17 protein-coding genes are annotated in these 15935 nt (G+C 67.6%); 9 read left to right on the top strand and 8 right to left on the bottom strand.

What is annotated here, in order from left to right; translation table 11 throughout:
- The first annotated feature begins 22 nt into the window (after positions 1 to 22).
- Genes GDI_RS06315 through GDI_RS06305 form a run of 3 tightly spaced genes read left to right on the top strand, consistent with a single transcriptional unit; the run spans position 23 to position 1774 of the window.
- Positions 23 to 388 (top strand): LapA family protein, encoded by a 366-nt coding sequence (locus tag GDI_RS06315; RefSeq protein ID WP_041249320.1) that lies wholly within the window; start codon positions 23 to 25, stop codon positions 386 to 388.
- Positions 385 to 1092 carry an orotidine-5'-phosphate decarboxylase gene (pyrF, locus tag GDI_RS06310; protein WP_012224575.1) on the top strand — a complete coding sequence of 236 codons (708 nt, stop codon included), beginning with the start codon at positions 385 to 387 and terminating at the stop codon, positions 1090 to 1092. Before GDI_RS06315 ends, pyrF begins: the two co-directional genes overlap by 4 nt.
- 7 nt (positions 1093 to 1099) lie before the next feature.
- Positions 1100 to 1774 (top strand): phosphoribosylanthranilate isomerase, encoded by a 675-nt coding sequence (locus tag GDI_RS06305; RefSeq protein WP_012224574.1) that lies wholly within the window; start codon positions 1100 to 1102, stop codon positions 1772 to 1774.
- On the opposite strand, the gene GDI_RS06300 is transcribed toward GDI_RS06305, so the two are convergent.
- Positions 1759 to 2145, bottom strand: a complete 387-nt coding sequence (locus GDI_RS06300) for a hypothetical protein (protein ID WP_012224573.1) — start codon at positions 2143 to 2145, stop codon at positions 1759 to 1761. The two genes, GDI_RS06305 and GDI_RS06300, sit on opposite strands and share 16 nt — an antisense overlap.
- Before the next feature lie 198 nt (positions 2146 to 2343).
- Positions 2344 to 2805 (bottom strand): DUF721 domain-containing protein, encoded by a 462-nt coding sequence (locus GDI_RS06295; RefSeq protein ID WP_012224571.1) that lies wholly within the window; start codon positions 2803 to 2805, stop codon positions 2344 to 2346.
- A gap of 9 nt (positions 2806 to 2814) precedes the next feature.
- On the opposite strand from GDI_RS06295, the gene mutY reads away from it, so the two are divergent.
- The 3 genes from mutY (at position 2815) to hemH (ending at position 5239) form a co-directional block, all read left to right on the top strand.
- Entirely contained in the window at positions 2815 to 3879 is a 1065-nt protein-coding gene (gene mutY / locus GDI_RS06290) for an A/G-specific adenine glycosylase (RefSeq protein WP_012224570.1), read from the top strand.
- A gap of 123 nt (positions 3880 to 4002) precedes the next feature.
- Positions 4003 to 4146: a hypothetical protein gene (locus tag GDI_RS19710; protein ID WP_157871002.1), complete on the top strand. Its 144-nt coding sequence runs from the start codon at positions 4003 to 4005 to the stop codon at positions 4144 to 4146.
- Between the two features lie 64 nt (positions 4147 to 4210).
- A complete protein-coding gene (hemH, locus tag GDI_RS06285) occupies positions 4211 to 5239 on the top strand; it encodes a ferrochelatase (RefSeq protein ID WP_012224568.1) in 1029 nt (342 codons plus the stop codon).
- A gap of 39 nt (positions 5240 to 5278) precedes the next feature.
- Here hemH and GDI_RS06280 read toward each other — a convergent pair whose 3' ends face one another.
- The 4 genes from GDI_RS06280 to ppdK all read right to left on the bottom strand — a co-directional run bounded on the left by GDI_RS06280 (position 5279) and on the right by ppdK (position 10034).
- Positions 5279 to 5638, bottom strand: coding sequence for a hypothetical protein (locus tag GDI_RS06280; protein ID WP_012224567.1), 360 nt, complete (start codon positions 5636 to 5638; stop codon positions 5279 to 5281).
- Positions 5639 to 5735: 97 nt separating this feature from the next.
- The gene (locus GDI_RS20475; protein WP_041249319.1) at positions 5736 to 6263 is read right to left on the bottom strand and encodes a hypothetical protein; all 528 of its coding nucleotides are present in this window, start codon (positions 6261 to 6263) and stop codon (positions 5736 to 5738) included.
- A 116-nt stretch (positions 6264 to 6379) separates the two neighbouring features.
- Positions 6380 to 7228, bottom strand: coding sequence for a pyruvate, water dikinase regulatory protein (locus tag GDI_RS06270; RefSeq protein WP_012224565.1), 849 nt, complete (start codon positions 7226 to 7228; stop codon positions 6380 to 6382).
- 115 nt (positions 7229 to 7343) lie between these two features.
- Positions 7344 to 10034 carry a pyruvate, phosphate dikinase gene (gene ppdK, locus GDI_RS06265; RefSeq protein ID WP_012224564.1) on the bottom strand — a complete coding sequence of 897 codons (2691 nt, stop codon included), beginning with the start codon at positions 10032 to 10034 and terminating at the stop codon, positions 7344 to 7346.
- Positions 10035 to 10282: 248 nt separating this feature from the next.
- Between ppdK and GDI_RS18975 the strand changes: the two genes are divergently transcribed.
- Both GDI_RS18975 and GDI_RS06255 read left to right on the top strand, forming a co-directional pair.
- Complete coding sequence (locus GDI_RS18975; RefSeq protein WP_012554088.1) at positions 10283 to 10459, top strand: DUF3311 domain-containing protein; 177 nt, start codon at positions 10283 to 10285, stop codon at positions 10457 to 10459.
- Complete coding sequence (locus tag GDI_RS06255) at positions 10456 to 11958, top strand: sodium:solute symporter family protein (RefSeq protein ID WP_144879987.1); 1503 nt, start codon at positions 10456 to 10458, stop codon at positions 11956 to 11958. Before GDI_RS18975 ends, GDI_RS06255 begins: the two co-directional genes overlap by 4 nt.
- Here GDI_RS06255 and GDI_RS06250 read toward each other — a convergent pair.
- Positions 11915 to 13090 (bottom strand): glycosyltransferase family 61 protein, encoded by a 1176-nt coding sequence (locus GDI_RS06250; protein WP_012224561.1) that lies wholly within the window; start codon positions 13088 to 13090, stop codon positions 11915 to 11917. The genes GDI_RS06255 and GDI_RS06250 overlap by 44 nt on opposite strands.
- 321 nt (positions 13091 to 13411) lie before the next feature.
- Here GDI_RS06250 and GDI_RS06245 point away from each other — a divergent pair, with 321 nt between their 5' ends.
- On the top strand, positions 13412 to 14236 hold the full coding sequence (locus GDI_RS06245) for an IS5-like element ISGdi2 family transposase (protein ID WP_012553437.1): 825 nt from the start codon (positions 13412 to 13414) through the stop codon (positions 14234 to 14236).
- 616 nt (positions 14237 to 14852) lie between these two features.
- On the opposite strand, the gene GDI_RS18970 is transcribed toward GDI_RS06245, so the two are convergent.
- Positions 14853 to 15910 (bottom strand): IS630-like element ISGdi4 family transposase gene (locus GDI_RS18970; protein ID WP_157864088.1). Its coding sequence is split into 2 segments (ribosomal slippage): positions 14853 to 15418 and positions 15418 to 15910, totalling 1059 coding nucleotides; the frame shifts between segments, so codons are not numbered across the junction.
- Positions 15911 to 15935 lie beyond the last annotated feature (25 nt).

The raw sequence follows: 15935 nt of genomic DNA, 5'->3' as shown, positions 1-15935 counted from the left end.
GCGAAACTGTAGGACGCAGCACATGGTCCGTCTCCTTGTCACCCTTCCCTTCCTGCTGATCCTGATCATCTTCAGCGCCTGCAACCAGGAACCGATCCAGATCTGGTTCCTCGACTGGGGCTGGAAATCGTCGGTCGGCGTGCTGACGCTGATCGTCGCCGCGTTCTTCTTCATCCTGGGGGCGGTGTCGGTCTGGTTTGCCGAACTGCGCCAGCGCGGCCGCGCCCGCCGGGCGGAACAGCAGGTCCGCACGCTGGAGGACCAGATCGCGGAACTGCGCCGCCAGCAGGCCGAGACCCTGATCCCGCCGGCGGCGCCCGCCTCCGGCCCGGTCGGGCTGGAACCCGCCGCGCCGGCCCCGGTGCAGCGCGACGTGCCGCTGTCATGACCGCGCGCCGCACGCGCCTGATCGTGGCGCTGGACACCAAGGACACCGCGCAGGCCGCACGCTGGCGCGACCAGACCGCCGCCAGCGCCGATGCGGTGAAGCTGGGGCTGGAATTCACTTACGCGTGCGGGCTGGACGCGGTGCGGCAGGTCGCGGGTCCGCGCAGCCTGTTCCTGGACCTGAAGCTGCACGACATTCCCAACACCGTGGCCTCGGCCATCGGCAGCCTGGCGGCGACGCGCCCGGCGATGCTGACGATCCATGCCATGGGGGGTGCCGCGATGATCGCGGCGGCGCGCCAGGCCGTGGACCGGGCCTTCCCGCCCGAGGCGCGGCCGCTGCTGCTGGCGGTCACGGTGCTGACCAGCATGGACGCGGATGCGCTGCATGGGATCGGCATCGCCGACGATCCATGCCGGCAGGTGCTGCGGCTGGGCGCGCTGGCCATGGAATCGGGGGCGGACGGGCTGGTCTGCTCGCCGCGTGAAATCGCCCCGTTGCGCGACCGGCTGGGCGGGCGGGCGGTGCTGGTCGTGCCCGGCATCCGCCCCGAGGGCGCGGCGATGGGCGACCAGAAGCGGGTGATGACCCCGGCCGAGGCCAGCCGCGCCGGCGCCGACTGGATCGTGGTCGGGCGACCGATCACCACCGCCGCCGACCCGGCAGCCGCTGCCGCCGCCGTGGCGGCCGAACTGGCCGGCTGACCGCGCCATGCCCCCCCCCGCCGACACGCGGATCGGCGTCAAGATCTGTGGCCTGACCGAGCCCGCCGGGCTGGAGGCCGCCGTCACGCACGGGGCCGACTGGATCGGGTTCGTCTTCTTCGCGCGCTCGCCCCGCCACGTCACCCCGGCGCAGGCCGCGTCGCTGATCGCCCGCGTGCCGCAGGCGGGGCCACGGCGGATTGGCCTGTTCGTCGAGCCGACGGACGCCCAGATCGCGGCCGCGGTGGATGCGGCGGCGCTGGACGGATTGCAGGTCTATGCCGCCGAGGAGCGGGCCCTGGAAATCCGCCGGCATTTCGGCCTGCCGGTCTGGCATGCGCGCGGCGTCGCCACGGCGCCCGACCTGCCGGCGTGCAGTGCGCTCGACGGGCTGGTGATCGAATCGCGCCCGCCTGCGGGGTCCGACCGGCCGGGGGGAAACGCCCATCCGATCGACTGGACCATCACGCGCGGCTGGACCGCCCCGGTGCCCTGGATGCTGGCCGGCGGCCTTGCGCCCGACACCGTCGCCCGGGCAATCGCACAGAGCGGCGCTCGGGCGGTGGATGTGTCATCCGGCGTCGAAAGCGCGCCGGGCCTGAAGGATCCAGGCCTGATCGCACGCTTTATCCGGGCCGCCCGGGGCGGACATAATCAGGATGGGGATTACCAGCCCCGATAGTACGGATAACCGTATGCCGGATAGGCGGGATAGGCAGGGTACGCGGGATAGACAGGATAGGCGGGATATCCGTAGGCAGGATATCTATAGGGCGGGTAGCGATAGCGATATCCCCCGTAATACGGCGCCGCGACCGCTGCCCCGGCCAAGACGCCGACGCCAAAGCCACCCCAGCCCCAGCCCGGCCCCCAGCCGCCACGCCAGCCGGGTCCCCATCCGCCATGCCAGCCAGGCCCCCATCCGCCGCGCCAGCCCCAGCCGCCGCCCCAGCCACGGCCGCCCCAGGCCATGGCCGGCGTCGGGGTCAGCGTGGTGGACAGCGTACTGGCCACCCCCAGCGACAGGGCCAGCAGAAAAGCCATCTTGCGCATCGGAATACTCCCTGTTCAGCAAGAACCGATCATATTTCGGCAGGACACCCGGCCAGGAAATCCCCATCCGGCATGCACAATCGCGAGATTACAGCCATCGGCGCCCCGTCGTCATGCGGCGAAAATAGAACCCCGATCCCGGCCTTTTTGTGGCATCCCTGTACCGATAAGTGAAGATATCGAACGCGAAAAGCCACTTCACGTCCGGCGGGCACGTTCGCGCACCCGCGCGCCCAGCGCCCCCAGCGCATCCTTCAGCGGGCCGTCCGGCATGTCGGGGATCGGCAGGGGCGGGGGTGGGTCGCGGCGCGCGGGCCGGGGCGGCGGCGGCGCGCCGGGCACCATGTCCTGCACCAGCTTCAGCGACCGCACCGCGTCACGGCCGCAGGCGCGGTTGATCCGCGCGATCAGTTCCGGGGCCAGATGCTGCAGTTCCATCGCCACCGGTCCGGCGCAGCCCAGCGTCAGCACCCCGGCCGACAGCCGGCGCGGCACGGTGCAGCGGGCCAGGTCCGGCCCCACGATGTCGGCCCAGTCCGCCATGATCTGCGCCGCGGCGGGCGATTGCCGGCAGAAGGCGGGGCGGGTGACGGCCGGCATCAGCGCCCCCAGGCTGCGCATCCACAGGGCGCGCTTGCCGTCGGTTCCATCCTTCGTCATAAGCGGCCCGTGCCCCCTTCATCCGCCGACCTGCTGCATTGGTACGACCGCCACCGGCGAACCCTGCCCTGGCGGGCCCTGCCCGGCCACAGCGCCGATCCCTACCATGTCTGGCTGAGCGAAATCATGCTGCAGCAGACGACGGTCACGGCGGTCATCCCCTATTATCGCCGATTCCTGGACCGGTTTCCCACCGTCATGGACCTGGCACGCGCCGAATCCGACACCGTCATGGCCGCCTGGGCCGGTCTGGGCTATTACGCCCGGGCACGCAACCTGCATGACTGCGCGCGGGTGGTGGCGGCGGCCGGCCGCTTTCCCGACGACATGCCGGGGTTGCTGGCCCTGCCGGGGGTGGGGGCCTATACCGCCGCCGCCATCGCCGCCATCGCCTTCGGCCGGCCGGTGGTCCCGGTGGACGGCAATGTGGAGCGCGTGACCAGCCGGCTGTTCGCCCTGTCCGACCCGCTGCCGGCCGCCCGCAAATCCATCGCCCGCCAGGCGGCCACCCTGAACCAGTCCGCCGAGGCGCAGGCGCGGCCGTCCGACTTCGCGCAGGCGCTGTTCGACCTGGGCGCCGGGGTCTGCACGCCGCGAAGCCCGGCCTGCGCCCTGTGTCCATGGCGGGAGGCCTGCGCCGGGTTCCGCCAGGGCATCGCGGCGAACCTGCCCGTCAAGGCGCCCCGCGCGACGAAGCCGGTGCGCTACGGCGCGCATTTCCACGTCACCGACGCGGCCGGCCAGATCCTGCTGCGCCGCCGGGCGGCGAAGGGATTGCTGGGCGGCATGCTGGAACTGCCGGGGACCGACTGGCGCGCCGCCCCCTGGACGCCGGCCGAGGCCCTGGCCCATGCCCCCCTGGCGGCATCCTGGCAGGCGGCCGGGCGGGTGACGCATGTCTTCACCCATTTCACCCTGCATGTGGACCTGTATGACGCGGCGGTGGGGCACTTCCCCAACAGCGCGGCGCGGGCGGGCGGCCTGGCCTTCGCCGGGCAGGCCCTGGACGGGCTGGCCCTGCCGTCGCTGATGCGCAAATGCCTGGCCGCGATCCGTCCCGCCATGACGGCATGACAGGCCGGGTTCCATCATCATTCTGTCATTTTTTCGTTGACGCGGGCCGAACCGGCGCGGTTGAGTGACTGCAACGGCCTGGATGACCGACCGTAGGGTCAGGTCCCGGCCGGGATGGAGAGCATGATGACGATCATCGCCGCGTTTCTGTCGTCCCCCCTGCCGGTCGTGGGCCTGTCCATGCTGATGGTCTGTGCCGCCACGCTGCATGCGGGGCGTGGAATGCCGGCGGCGGTGCCGGTCCGGGTCCGCCGCACCCGCCGCTAGGTTCGGTTTCGGACCACGAACGGCTCTTTGCAGGATGGGCGTCATCCTGTAGCGTTCCGGGCCGATGACCTTCCTGACCATTCGCCCGGCTAAGCCGATCGCCCCGTCCCGTATCGGCGTCCTGCTGACCAATCTGGGCACGCCGGAAGGAACCGGCTATGGCGCCATCCGGCGCTATCTTTCCGAATTCCTGTCCGACCGCCGCATCATCGAGGCCAGTCCCGCCCTGTGGCAGCCGATCCTGCAGGGACCGCTGCTGGCCCTGCGCCCCAGGCGGACCGGGGCGGCCTATCGGCGCATCTGGCATACCGAGCGGGACGAGAGCCCGCTGCGCACCCATACAAGGGCCCAGGCCGAGGCCCTGGCCGCGCGCATGGAACCGGACGGCGTGGCGGTGGAATGGGCCATGCGCTACGGCACCCCGTCGATCGCATCGGGCATCGAACGGCTGCTGGCCCGGGGCTGCGCGCGGGTGCTGCTGCTGCCGCTTTATCCGCAATACAGCGCCACGACGACGGCCACGGCCAACGACCATGCCTTTCGCGCGCTGATGCGGCTGCGCAACCAGCCGGCGGTCCGCACCGCGCCGTCCTTCCCCGACCATCCGCTCTATATCGAAGCCCTGGCCCGGTCGGTGCGCGAGACGCTGGCCGGCCTGCCCTTCGTGCCGCAACGGATCGTGGCGTCGTTCCATGGCCTGCCGCGCGATTATGTCACGCGCGGCGACCCGTATCCCGAGGAATGCGAGCGCACGCTGGCGGCGCTGCGCCGGGCGCTGGACATGGACGAGGAGACGATGACGCTGACCTATCAGTCGCGCTTCGGCCCCGCCCGATGGCTGGAACCCTATACCGCGCCGCTGGTCGCCGGATTGCCCGCCCGGGGCGTCACGCGTGTCGCCGTCATCATGCCGGGCTTCATGGCCGACTGCATCGAGACGCTGGACGAGATCGGCAACGAGGTCCGGAAGGACTTCATTGCCGCCGGCGGAACCGATTTCGCGCTGGTTCCCTGCCTGAACGCGGCGCCGGCCGCCATTGACCTGCTGGAAGGCCTGACGCGCCAGGAACTGGCGGGATGGTTGAAGGATTGAAGCGGGCGGGGACAGAAAGTCCCCGCCCGCTTCACCCGGTCAGTGACCGGCGGCGGCCGGCGGATGTTCGGCGTCCCACAGGGTCGCCTTCTGTTCGTCGGTCTTGCGCTGGCGATAGCGTTCGATCGCGCTGAGATGCGGATCGACCGGATGTTCCTGGTCGTACAGGGCCGCTTTCTGCCGCAGGGTCTTGCGGTATTCGTGACGGGTATACATGCCGGCGGCGCACCCCCCGACGGCCCCGATGACCCCGTGATTGGCCATATGGCCGCCGACCGCGCCGACCGCGCCATATTTCAGACAGCCACCCGGTTCGGCCCGCGCCCCGGTGACGACGCCCGCCGCCAGAAGACCCGCCGTCAGCAGCATCGACAGGCCGCGTGTCTGGATTTTCGCCATTGTTCTTGTCCACTTCCAAATGACGGGGCGGGACGGAACCCTGCGTCCGCCGCGCCCCGATCGTCACTTTGTAACATACTCTGTCATCAGTGCGGCGTCACGGCCGATCGCAGCTTTCGGTCAGCCGGTTGAAGACCCGCCCGCCCGTGCAGGTCACCGTCGGCGACTGCATGTTGGGCGCCCCGTAGGATTGCGGTGGCGGATAGCCCTGGGTCGGGTACGGATAAGGATAGGCCGGCACACTGTATCCGTAGCCGGCCGGATAGCCGCCATCGCCGTAATCACCATAATACCCGTCATCATACGCACCGTAGGCGCCGGCGCCGATCAGCGCGCCGTACGCCAGGGGCCAGCCCCAGCCCCAGCCGCCGTAATAGCCCCAGCCGGGATAGCCCCAGCCCCAGCCGCCCCAGCCACGGCCCCAGCCGCCCCCCCAACCGCCGCGCCATCCGCCACCGCCCCAGCCACCGCGATAGCCGCCGCCGCCGCGATATCCGCCCCCCCAGCCGCCACCGTGAAAGCCGCCACCGCCGCCGCCACCGTGCTGGGCCCATGCCAGGTCGGGACCCGTCGCCATCCCCAGCAGGAATGTCGTCGCCGCCCCAAGCATCAGAAATCGCCGCATGACCAGATCTCCTCCATGTCCATGCCATACAAGCATGGTCCGGGGCCATTTCAGGTTCGCGAGGTATCTATATGTAACAGGATGTAAGGCGATCGGCGGCCGGGCCCTGCCAGGGGTCAGGGAGCCCTTGTCCGTTCCTGCCAGTCGGCCATCAGTTCCATCACCGCCGCCGAGGTTTCCTCGATCGAGCGGCGGCTGACATCGACCAGCGGCCAGCCGTGGCGGACGCACAGGCGCCGTGCCCAGCGGACTTCCTCCTCGACCTGCTCGGGGTCGATATAGGGATTGTCCCGCCGCATCAGCAGGTCCTTTCCCCGGTCGGCCATGATGTCCAGCCGGTGGCGGCGGATGCTGATCAGCACGTCCGGGTCGATGGTCAGGCCCACGACCGGGCGCGGCAGGTGCAGCAATTCCCCCGGCAGCGGCAGGTCCGGGATCAGCGGCACGTTCGCCGCCTTCACCCCGCAATTGGCCAGGTAGAACGAGGTCGGCGTCTTCGACGCCCGCGAAATGCCCACCAGCACCACGTCCGCCTGCGCCAGGCCGGCGATTTCCTGACCGTCATCATGGGCCAGCACGAAATGCATGGCGTCGATCCGGCGGAAATAGGCGTCGTCCATCACGTACTGGCCACCCGGCCGGCCGACCGCTTTCTCGCCAAGTTCGTCCTGCAGCACGGCGGTGACGGGGTCCAGCACGTTGGTCAGCCGCACGCCGATATGCGCGCAGCCGACCGTCAGTTCATGCAAAAGGCGCGGATCGACGACCGAGGACAGGACCGGCCCCGGGTCGCGTTCGATCCCTTCCAGCACGCGGCGCAACTGCGCCCGCGTGCGGATCAGGTTCCAGCGGTGATAGGTGATTTCGGCATGGTCGAACTGCGCGACCGAGGCCCGCACGACCGAATCCAGCGTCTGGCCCGTCGCGTCCGAGACCAAGTGCAGAACGATGGAATGCGATGACATGCGGGAAGCGGCTCCGCCTGGAGCAGATCGTGATCAGGTGGAACCACCTGATCACGTGAAGCTGCTCTGAAGACAAAAACCTGGAGTCTGTGATCGGGTAACCCGATCACACGCTCTAGGACGACGCGACCCGGGAGGACGCGACAGGGTCGGCGCGGCCCGCCAGCGCGGCCTGGGCCGCCGCCAGGCGCGCGATCGGCACCCGGAAGGGCGAGCACGACACGTAATCCAGCCCCACGGATTCGAAGAAGCCGATCGAGGCCGGATCGCCGCCATGTTCGCCGCAGACCCCGAGCTTCAGCCCCGGCCGGGTGCGGCGGCCCCGTTCCGCCCCCATGGCGACGAGCTGGCCCACGCCCTCCTGGTCGATCGAGATGAACGGATCGCGCGGGATCAGGTCATGTTCCAGGTAGAAGGGCATGAAGGTGCCGGAATCGTCGCGCGACAGGCCGAAGGTCGTCTGCGTCAGGTCGTTGGTGCCGAACGAGAAGAAATCGGCGTCCTGCGCGATGCGGTCGGCCGTCAGCGCGGCGCGGGGCAGTTCGATCATCGTGCCGATGCTGAAATCCAGCGACACGCCGGCCGCTTCCAGGGCTTCGGCCGCGGCCTGTTCGACGGTGGCGCGGGTGCGGCGCAGTTCGCTGTCCATCCCCACCAGCGGAATCATGATTTCCGGAACCACCGGCTGCCCGCTTTCGGCGGACACGGCGATCGCGGCCTCGATGATCGCGCGGGCCTGCATGGCGTAGAGTTCCGGATAGGTCAGGCCCAGCCGGCAGCCGCGATGGCCCAGCATCGGGTTGGCTTCCGACAGCGCGGCCCGGCGCGCCGCCACGGCCTCGGGGCTTTCGCCCAGCGCGGCGGCCAGTTCGGCCAGTTCGGCCTCGCCATGCGGCAGGAATTCGTGCAGCGGCGGGTCCAGCAGGCGGATCGTCACCGGCAGGCCCGCCATGATGCGGAACAGCGCCTTGAAATCCTCGCGCTGGAACGGCAGCAGGGCGTCGATCGCCCGGATGCGCGCGGCCGCGTCGCCGGCCATGATCATCTGCCGCATGAAGCCGATGCGGTCGGGGGCGAAGAACATGTGCTCGGTCCGGCACAGGCCGATCCCCTCGGCGCCGAAATGCCGGGCGGTCCGCGCATCGTCGGGCGTTTCGGCGTTGGCGCGGACCTTCATCCGGCGCACGCTGTCCGCCCAGCCCATCAGGGTCGAGAAATCGCCCGACAGAGTCGGCTCGATGGTCGCGACCCGGCCGGCGAAGACCTCGCCCGTCGCGCCGTCCAGGGTGATCCAGTCGCCTTCATGCAGCACCGTCGCACCGACCGACAGCGTCCGCGCCCGGTAATCGACATGGATTCCGCCGGCACCGGCCACGCAGACCCGCCCCATGCCGCGCGCCACCACGGCGGCGTGCGAGGTCATGCCGCCGCGCGTGGTCAGCACGCCGCGCGCGGCGTGCATGCCGTGCACGTCCTCGGGCGACGTCTCGATACGGACCAGGATGACGTCCTCGCCCCGCGCGGCGCGGATTTCCACGTCCTCGGCGCTGAACACGATGGCGCCCGCCGCCGCCCCGGGCGAGGCCGGCAGCCCCCGGCTGAGCATGGTGCGCGGCGCGTCCGGGTCCAGCGTCGGATGCAGCAGCTGGTCGAGCGACGAGGGCGGGACGCGGCGGATCGCTTCCTCGTGCGTAATCAGGCCTTCCTCGGCCATCGCGATGGCGATGCGCAGGGCGGCGGCGGCCGTCCGCTTGCCGGTGCGGGTCTGGAGCATGTACAGGCGGTTGTTCTGAACGGTGAATTCGATGTCCTGCATGTCGCGGTAATGGCGTTCCAGGATATCGCGCACCGCCAGCAATTCGCGGTACGCCTCGGGCAGCGCGCGTTCCATCGACAGTTCGCCGTCATGCGCGCGCGCCTGGGACATCGGCTGCGGCGTGCGGATGCCCGCCACCACGTCCTCGCCCTGCGCGTTGATCAGGTATTCGCCGTAGAAGACGTTTTCGCCCGTCGAGGGATCGCGGGTGAAGCAGACGCCGGTCGCGCAGTCCGCGCCCATGTTGCCGAACACCATCGCCTGCACGTTCACCGCCGTGCCCCAGTCGGCGGGAATGTCGTGCAGCCGCCGATAGGTATGGGCGCGCGGGTTCATCCAGGACCCGAACACCGCGCCGATCGCGCCCCACAACTGGGCGTGCGGGTCCGTGGGGAACGGTGCGCCGGTTTCGCGCAGCACGATCTCCTTGTAGCCCGTCACGACCTCCTGCCAGTCCTGGTCGGTCAGCTTCGTGTCGTCCTGCACGCCGGTCGCGCGCTTGGTTTCCTCGATCAGATCCTCGAACCGATGATGGGACACGCCCAGCACGACCGAGCCGTACATCTGGATGAACCGGCGATAGCTGTCCCAGGCGAAGCGCGCGTCACCCGACGCGGCGGCCAGGCCGGCGACCGTTTCGTCGTTCAGGCCCAGATTCAGCACGGTATCCATCATGCCCGGCATCGACACCCGCGCGCCCGAGCGGACCGAGACCAGCAGGGGCGCCGCCGGATCGCCGAAGCGCAGGCCCAGCGCCGCCTCGACCCCGGCCAGCGCGGCTTCGACCTGCGCGCGCAGGTCTTCGGGATAGGCGCGTCCGTTTTCGTAGAACCGGGTGCAGACCTCGGTGGTGATGGTGAAGCCGGGCGGGACGGGCAGGCCGATCGCCGCCATTTCGGCCAGGTTGGCACCCTTGCCGCCCAGAAGGTCGCGCATGCCGGCCCCGCCCTCGTTGGCGGCACCGCCGAAACTATAGACCCATTTCGTCATCGGTATCTCCTTCGCCCCGCCCCATTCTGCGTGAAGCGTGGACTTTCCCCTGGTCCCGGACTGTTGTTTTCGATTGCTTGTCCGGACTCCGCCCCACTTTCTTAGCGAGGCCATGGCGAAATTACGATTCCTTTCCTGCGACATACCCTGTCATGACTGATGGAAGACTCGTTCCGGTTGACAGGCCGTTGGGGATGGGCAACGTCTGGCCCCGCCCCCCGCAATCAACAAGAACAAGGCATACCGGGATGAAAATGCTGCATCTGGTCCTGCTGCTGCCCTTTCTGGGACTGCTGTGGCCGCCCTTCTATGACCGGATCGATCCCGTGCTGCTGGGCTTTCCCTTTTTCTACTGGTACCAGCTTGCCTGGGTCCCGGCGACATCGCTGCTGATCTGGCTGGTCTGGAAGCGGGGCACGCGATGATGGCGGCGCATCCCTCCGGCAGCGTGGCCCCCGGCGGCTTGGCCCCCGGCGGCCTGGCCCTGGTCGTCTTCGTCCTGTTCTTTGCCGCGACCATCCTGCTGGGCAGCAGCGTATCGTGGTGGCGGGGGCGCGGGACCGCGCCGCACGGTGGCGCGGCCGGGTCCGAGGAATGGGGGCTGGGCGGCCGCCAGTTCGGCACCTGGATCACCTGGTTCCTGGTCGGCGGCGATTTCTATACCGCCTATACCATCATCGCGGTGCCGGCGCTGGTCTACGCCACCGGGGCGTTCGGTTTCTTCGCGCTGCCCTATACCATCATCGTCTATCCGTTCGTGTTCCTGGTCATGCCCGTCCTGTGGCGGATCGCCCATGACGGGCGGCACGCCACGGCGGCGGACATCGTGCGGGCGCGCTTCGGCAGCCGGGCGCTGGAACTGGCCATCGCCGGCAGCGGGCTGGTGGCCGTCATGCCCTATATCGCGCTGCAGCTCATCGGCATCCGCACCGTCATCGCGGCGCTGGGCCTGCCGGGCGAGATCCCGCTGATCGTCGCCTTCGTCTCTCTGGCCGCCTATACGTGGCTGGGGGGCCTGCACGCGCCCGCGCTGACGGCGTTCATCAAGGACATCATGATCTATGTCGCGGTGCTGGCCGCCGTCACGGTCATCCCGCTGCACCTGGGCGGCTATGGCGCGATGTTCGCCAGTGCGGCGCGGCACCTGCCGCACCCGGCGGACGGCCGCGCGCTGGCGGCGGGGCAGGGCGTGCCGTACGCCACGCTGGCACTGTCATCCGCCCTGGCGGCGTTCCTGTATCCGCATACGCTGACCGGCGTGCTGGCCGCCCGGTCGGCCGACACCATCCGCAAGAACGCGGTAATGCTGCCGGCCTATACGCTGCTGCTGGGGCTGATCGCCATGCTGGGGCTGATGGCCCATGCGGCGGGCATCGTCACCACCCAGTCGTCATCGGTGGTGCCGCTGCTGTTCCTGACGATCTTTCCCGACTGGTTCAGCGGTTTCTGCTTCGCGGCAGTCGCGGTCGGGGCGCTGGTCCCCGCCGCCGTCATGGCCATCGGCGCCGCCAACCTGGTCACCAGCAACATCGCGCCCGCGTGGCGCCACGACGTGCGCGTCGCGCGCGTCACGGCCCTGGGCGTCAAGCTGGGGGCGCTGGCCTGCGTGCTGTTCCTGAACGCGCAATTCGCCATCGACCTGCAATTGCTGGGCAGCCTGTGGATCCTGCAGACCTTTCCCGCCCTGGTGCTGGGGCTGACGCGCATTCGCTTTTCCGCCGCGTCCATGCTGGTGGGCTGGGCGGCGGGCACGGCATTCGGCACCATCGTCTGTTTCCATGACGGGCTGAAACCCACCCATCTGCTGGCGCTGGGCGGGATGCATCTGGCGGTTTCGACCGGATTGCTGGCGCTGCTGGTCAATATCGGCACGGCGGCCATCACGGCAGGGGCGCAGCACCTGCGCCCGGCAAAAGCCCCCTGAGCAGTTCCTCCACCCGCCGAATCACCCTTTCGACGTCGATCCCCTGCCCCCAGGGGGCCATATGGTCCTGTCGCGCCGCCCCGGTCGGGAACAGATCCGCCCAGTATTCCAGGCCGCCGCGCATGGCCATGGCCAGGAAGCACGGGTTGGCGTGATGGTCCGGGACCAGGTCGTACACCACGGTCCCGGGGCGGCAGAATCCGATATTGGTCATGCCGGCGCCCAGTGGCCCCACCACCATCGACGCGGCCCGGAACAGGTCGATCTGTTCGGCCACCGTCAGGGTTTCGGGCCGGACCGTCAGGAACCCCAGGCCGCGCAGCCGCGCGGCCAGCGCGCCCTCGTTCGGGATGGCACGATGGCCGGCCCCGCCGCGATCGACATACAGGCGCGCGCCATGCGGCCGGACGACGGGAACAGCCGCCGCCAGGCGTGCGAAGACCCGCCCGCACAGCCGTGACACCGCGAAGTCGGCCGCCCCGGCGACGATGTTGCAATAGGCGACCCGGTCGATCCGGTATTGCCGCCCCGCCATGATCCGTTCGATCGCGCATCCTCCGGGCCGCAGCATCCGCAGCGTGCGATGCTGCCAGGGCAGAAGCGCCGGCAGCAGCAGCCGTGCCGCGCCGCCATCCGGCAGGTCCGAGGCGGCGGCGATCACCGGCAGGCCATGCGCCATCCAGTGATAGTAATTGCCCGGCCAATGATCGCTGCACGGAACCATTATTCCCCGGCCTGCCAGGCGGTCCGGTCGCGCGCGGGCGGCGACGACCCGGGCCAGCGCGTCCTCCGACTGCAGGTAGCAGGTCTCGGCGATCAGGCGCCCATCCTTGATCAGCACCCGATGATCGACATCGTAGACGACGTCGCGCAGGTCATGGACCGTCACCGTGACCGGCGTACTCGTCCAGTCCAGGAAGGGATTCGCCGCCCGCCCGCGCATCGCGCCGCCGGCGAAGCGGGCGGGCAGGGCCGGACAGGTTTCCAGGATGGTGACGCCATCCGCGACCGCCGCGATCCCGACCCGGTCCGGGCCGGACCGCGCCACCCGGCGAGCGCGTTGCAGGAAAGAGGGAAACATGGTCGCGTTGCGCGCTCCGTGCCGTACGACGGCAGCATCGGCGGCAGTCATTGAGATTTCCTTAAGGTCCGGGACCGATACAACCACCCGGGCAACCTGTTGCCTGCAAGACGCGGCCGTCCATTCTTTTACCGTTATTGTAGATAATGAACAGATACCATAGTACAATAGTCTACCCCCATCGGACCTGTGGACAGACGGGCCGCGTTCGACAAAGAAAATTTCCGGATTCCCTGACAGGCGCGAAAATGTTGCAGAAGTCGTTAAACAAAATAGTGGAAGACATATATTCTTCCGCCATGAATCGGGAAAACTGGACGAAGACTCTTAGAGCCTGTTTGGAAAGTCGCTGAAGTGTGATTCAAGCTCTGGATGTGGACGCCAGAGCAGAGAGGCCGCATGGCCAGGATTACCCGCAAGACGAAGCGTTATCCGTCTGATATGACGGAGGAGGAATGGGCGCGCATCGCGCCACTGATGCCCGAGCCGGGACGCACGGGGCGTCCGCGCGAGATCGAATTCCGCGAGGTGATCAACGCGGTTCGTTACCTGGTTCGATCCGGCTGCGGCTGGCGAATGCTGCCGATCCATTTCGGGCATTGGCGTACGGTCTATGGTTGGTTCAGGGAATTGGCCCGGCGGTTCCTGTTCCAGACCATTCATGATGTGGAACTGATGCTTGACCGGGAGCGCTCGGGCCGTGAAGCCAGCCCTTCGGCCGGAGTGATCGACAGCCAGAGCATCAAGGCGCCGCACGCGAAAACAAGAGGTTACGACGCTGGAAAGAAGATTGTCGGGCGCAAGCGGCATATCGCCGTGGATACGGACGGACGCCTGCTGATGGTCAACCTGACGCCGGCGGACATCTCCGACAGCGCCGGAGCGCAGATGATCCTGGACGCGATCCGCAAGCGCTGGCCGTGGGTCAAGCATCTATTCGCGGACGGTGCCTATGACCGGCTCCAGTTGATGGACAAGGCTGCCTACCTGGACTTCGTCGTCGAGGTGATCCGTCGCAGGGACGGAGCGAAAGGCTTTGAGGTTCTCCCCCGGCGCTGGGTCGTGGAGCGAACCTTCGGATGGATGACCCGATGGCGACGCCTCGTGCGCGATTACGAGCGTCGCATCGATGTCTCACAGGCCATGATCTTCGTCGCCATGGGCGCCAATCTCACCCGAAGAAACGCTCATCCATGACTTTCCAAACAGGCTCTTATTACGCTTGCCGAGTTTCTCGACTACAAGGGGCTGGCGATCGCCCCACTGGACAAAAAAGAGAAAAATCTGAGATTCAGTTCCAGCGTTGATAAAAAATCGGACCAGTAATATTATGATTATTATTTCAAAATAGATCCGATAGCGAATTCCGACCTGAGTTTGCGCAGGAAAAAAGCTTTTGTGCGGGATATCGACATCCTGTCACCCGATGAAATAAGAAATTCTCCCTATTACGTCGATTTTTTGAATAAGTACGGTTGTTCGTATAGCGAAAGGTACTACACCTTCGCAAAAGACATCGAATACGTCCTGGCCGGACAAAGAAGCCTGAATTACCTGCAAAAAGAACAGAAAACATCAAGCGTAGACATTGAATTCTTTTCGGGCCATATTACAAATTCCCTGCTCCTGGCAAAGAATTTTGACTCCTTTTCTTCTATCAGGGATCAGCTTTCCCTTATCTATGACAGAATGAATTTTGGGGTCTGTCTGGTATCCGATACGGGACACGTTCTTTTCGTAAATGGACATATCAGAAAAACCATTAACGACCTCTTCCGAATCGTCGACAATCGATTATACCAACTCCTGTTTGTTAAAACCCATGTGCCCATTGTCGTAGCCCGAGGGACATGATGCGCCAGGGCTGGTCGACGAGCTGGTTCCAGGCGTGGCAGCAGATATCGACGATGTCGTCGTAGGTGCGGAAGATCCGGTTCGACAGCCAGGTATTGCGCATGAACTGCCAGACGTTTTCCACCGGATTGAGTTCGGGCGAGCGTGGCGGGAGCGGCAGGATGGTGATGTTGGCGGGGATATCGAGTTTCGGGCTGGTATGCCACGCTGCCTGATCGACGATGAGGATAGCGTGAGCGCCCGGCGCTACGGCCTGCGAGATCTCGTCGAGATGCCGGTTCATGGCGTGGAGGTTGCACCAGGGCAGGACGAGGGCCGCTCCCTTGCCTAGCGCCGGACAGATCGCTCCGAAGATCCAGGCCGAACGTGTGCGCTGATCGGCAGGCGCGCGTGGACGGGTGCCGCGTCTGGCCCAGCGGCGCGTCAGCTTCGTTTTCTGGCCGACCCTCGCCTCGTCGCCCCACCAGAGTTCGATGGCCTTGCCGGGATGCCGGGCCCGGATCCCGGCCATGACGTCGGGGAAGCTTTTTTAAAAACGTCCTGGGCCTCGGGATCCTGGGCATGGTGCCGGGGGCGTCCCGTCAGAAGGCGGAAGTCGAGGCCCCGGATAACGGCGCTCAGCCGGCTGCGCGAAAGAGAGACGCCGAATTCCTCATAAAGCCATTGCCCCAGATCAGCCTGCCGCCAGCGCACCACCCCATGCACGGCAGCGATCGGGCCGTCCTCGATCCGGCGCATCAGCGCTTCCAACATGGCTGGTGTCAGGCGGGGAACGACACCGCCCCCATGATGATCCCGCACGCCATCCGGGCCCTCGGCGTTGAAACGCACCACCCAGTCCCGCACAATCTGCCGATCCGTCCCAGCCAGTCGTGCCGCGTCTCCGCGTGACGCACCATCGTAGATCGCCGCCAGCGCCAGAAGCCGACGCGCCTGGCCCGCATGCCTCGTTGTCCGCGCCAGAGCACGCAGTCCCGCCGCATCATAATCCTCACGCAACGCTAACGCCCCGCCCATTCGGATGCCTCCCGCCCGGTTCGGC

This window comes from Gluconacetobacter diazotrophicus PA1 5, from assembly GCF_000067045.1.
In the GTDB taxonomy this organism is placed as follows: domain Bacteria; phylum Pseudomonadota; class Alphaproteobacteria; order Acetobacterales; family Acetobacteraceae; genus Gluconacetobacter; species Gluconacetobacter diazotrophicus.
This window is presented reverse-complemented; position numbering and strand designations above follow the sequence as displayed.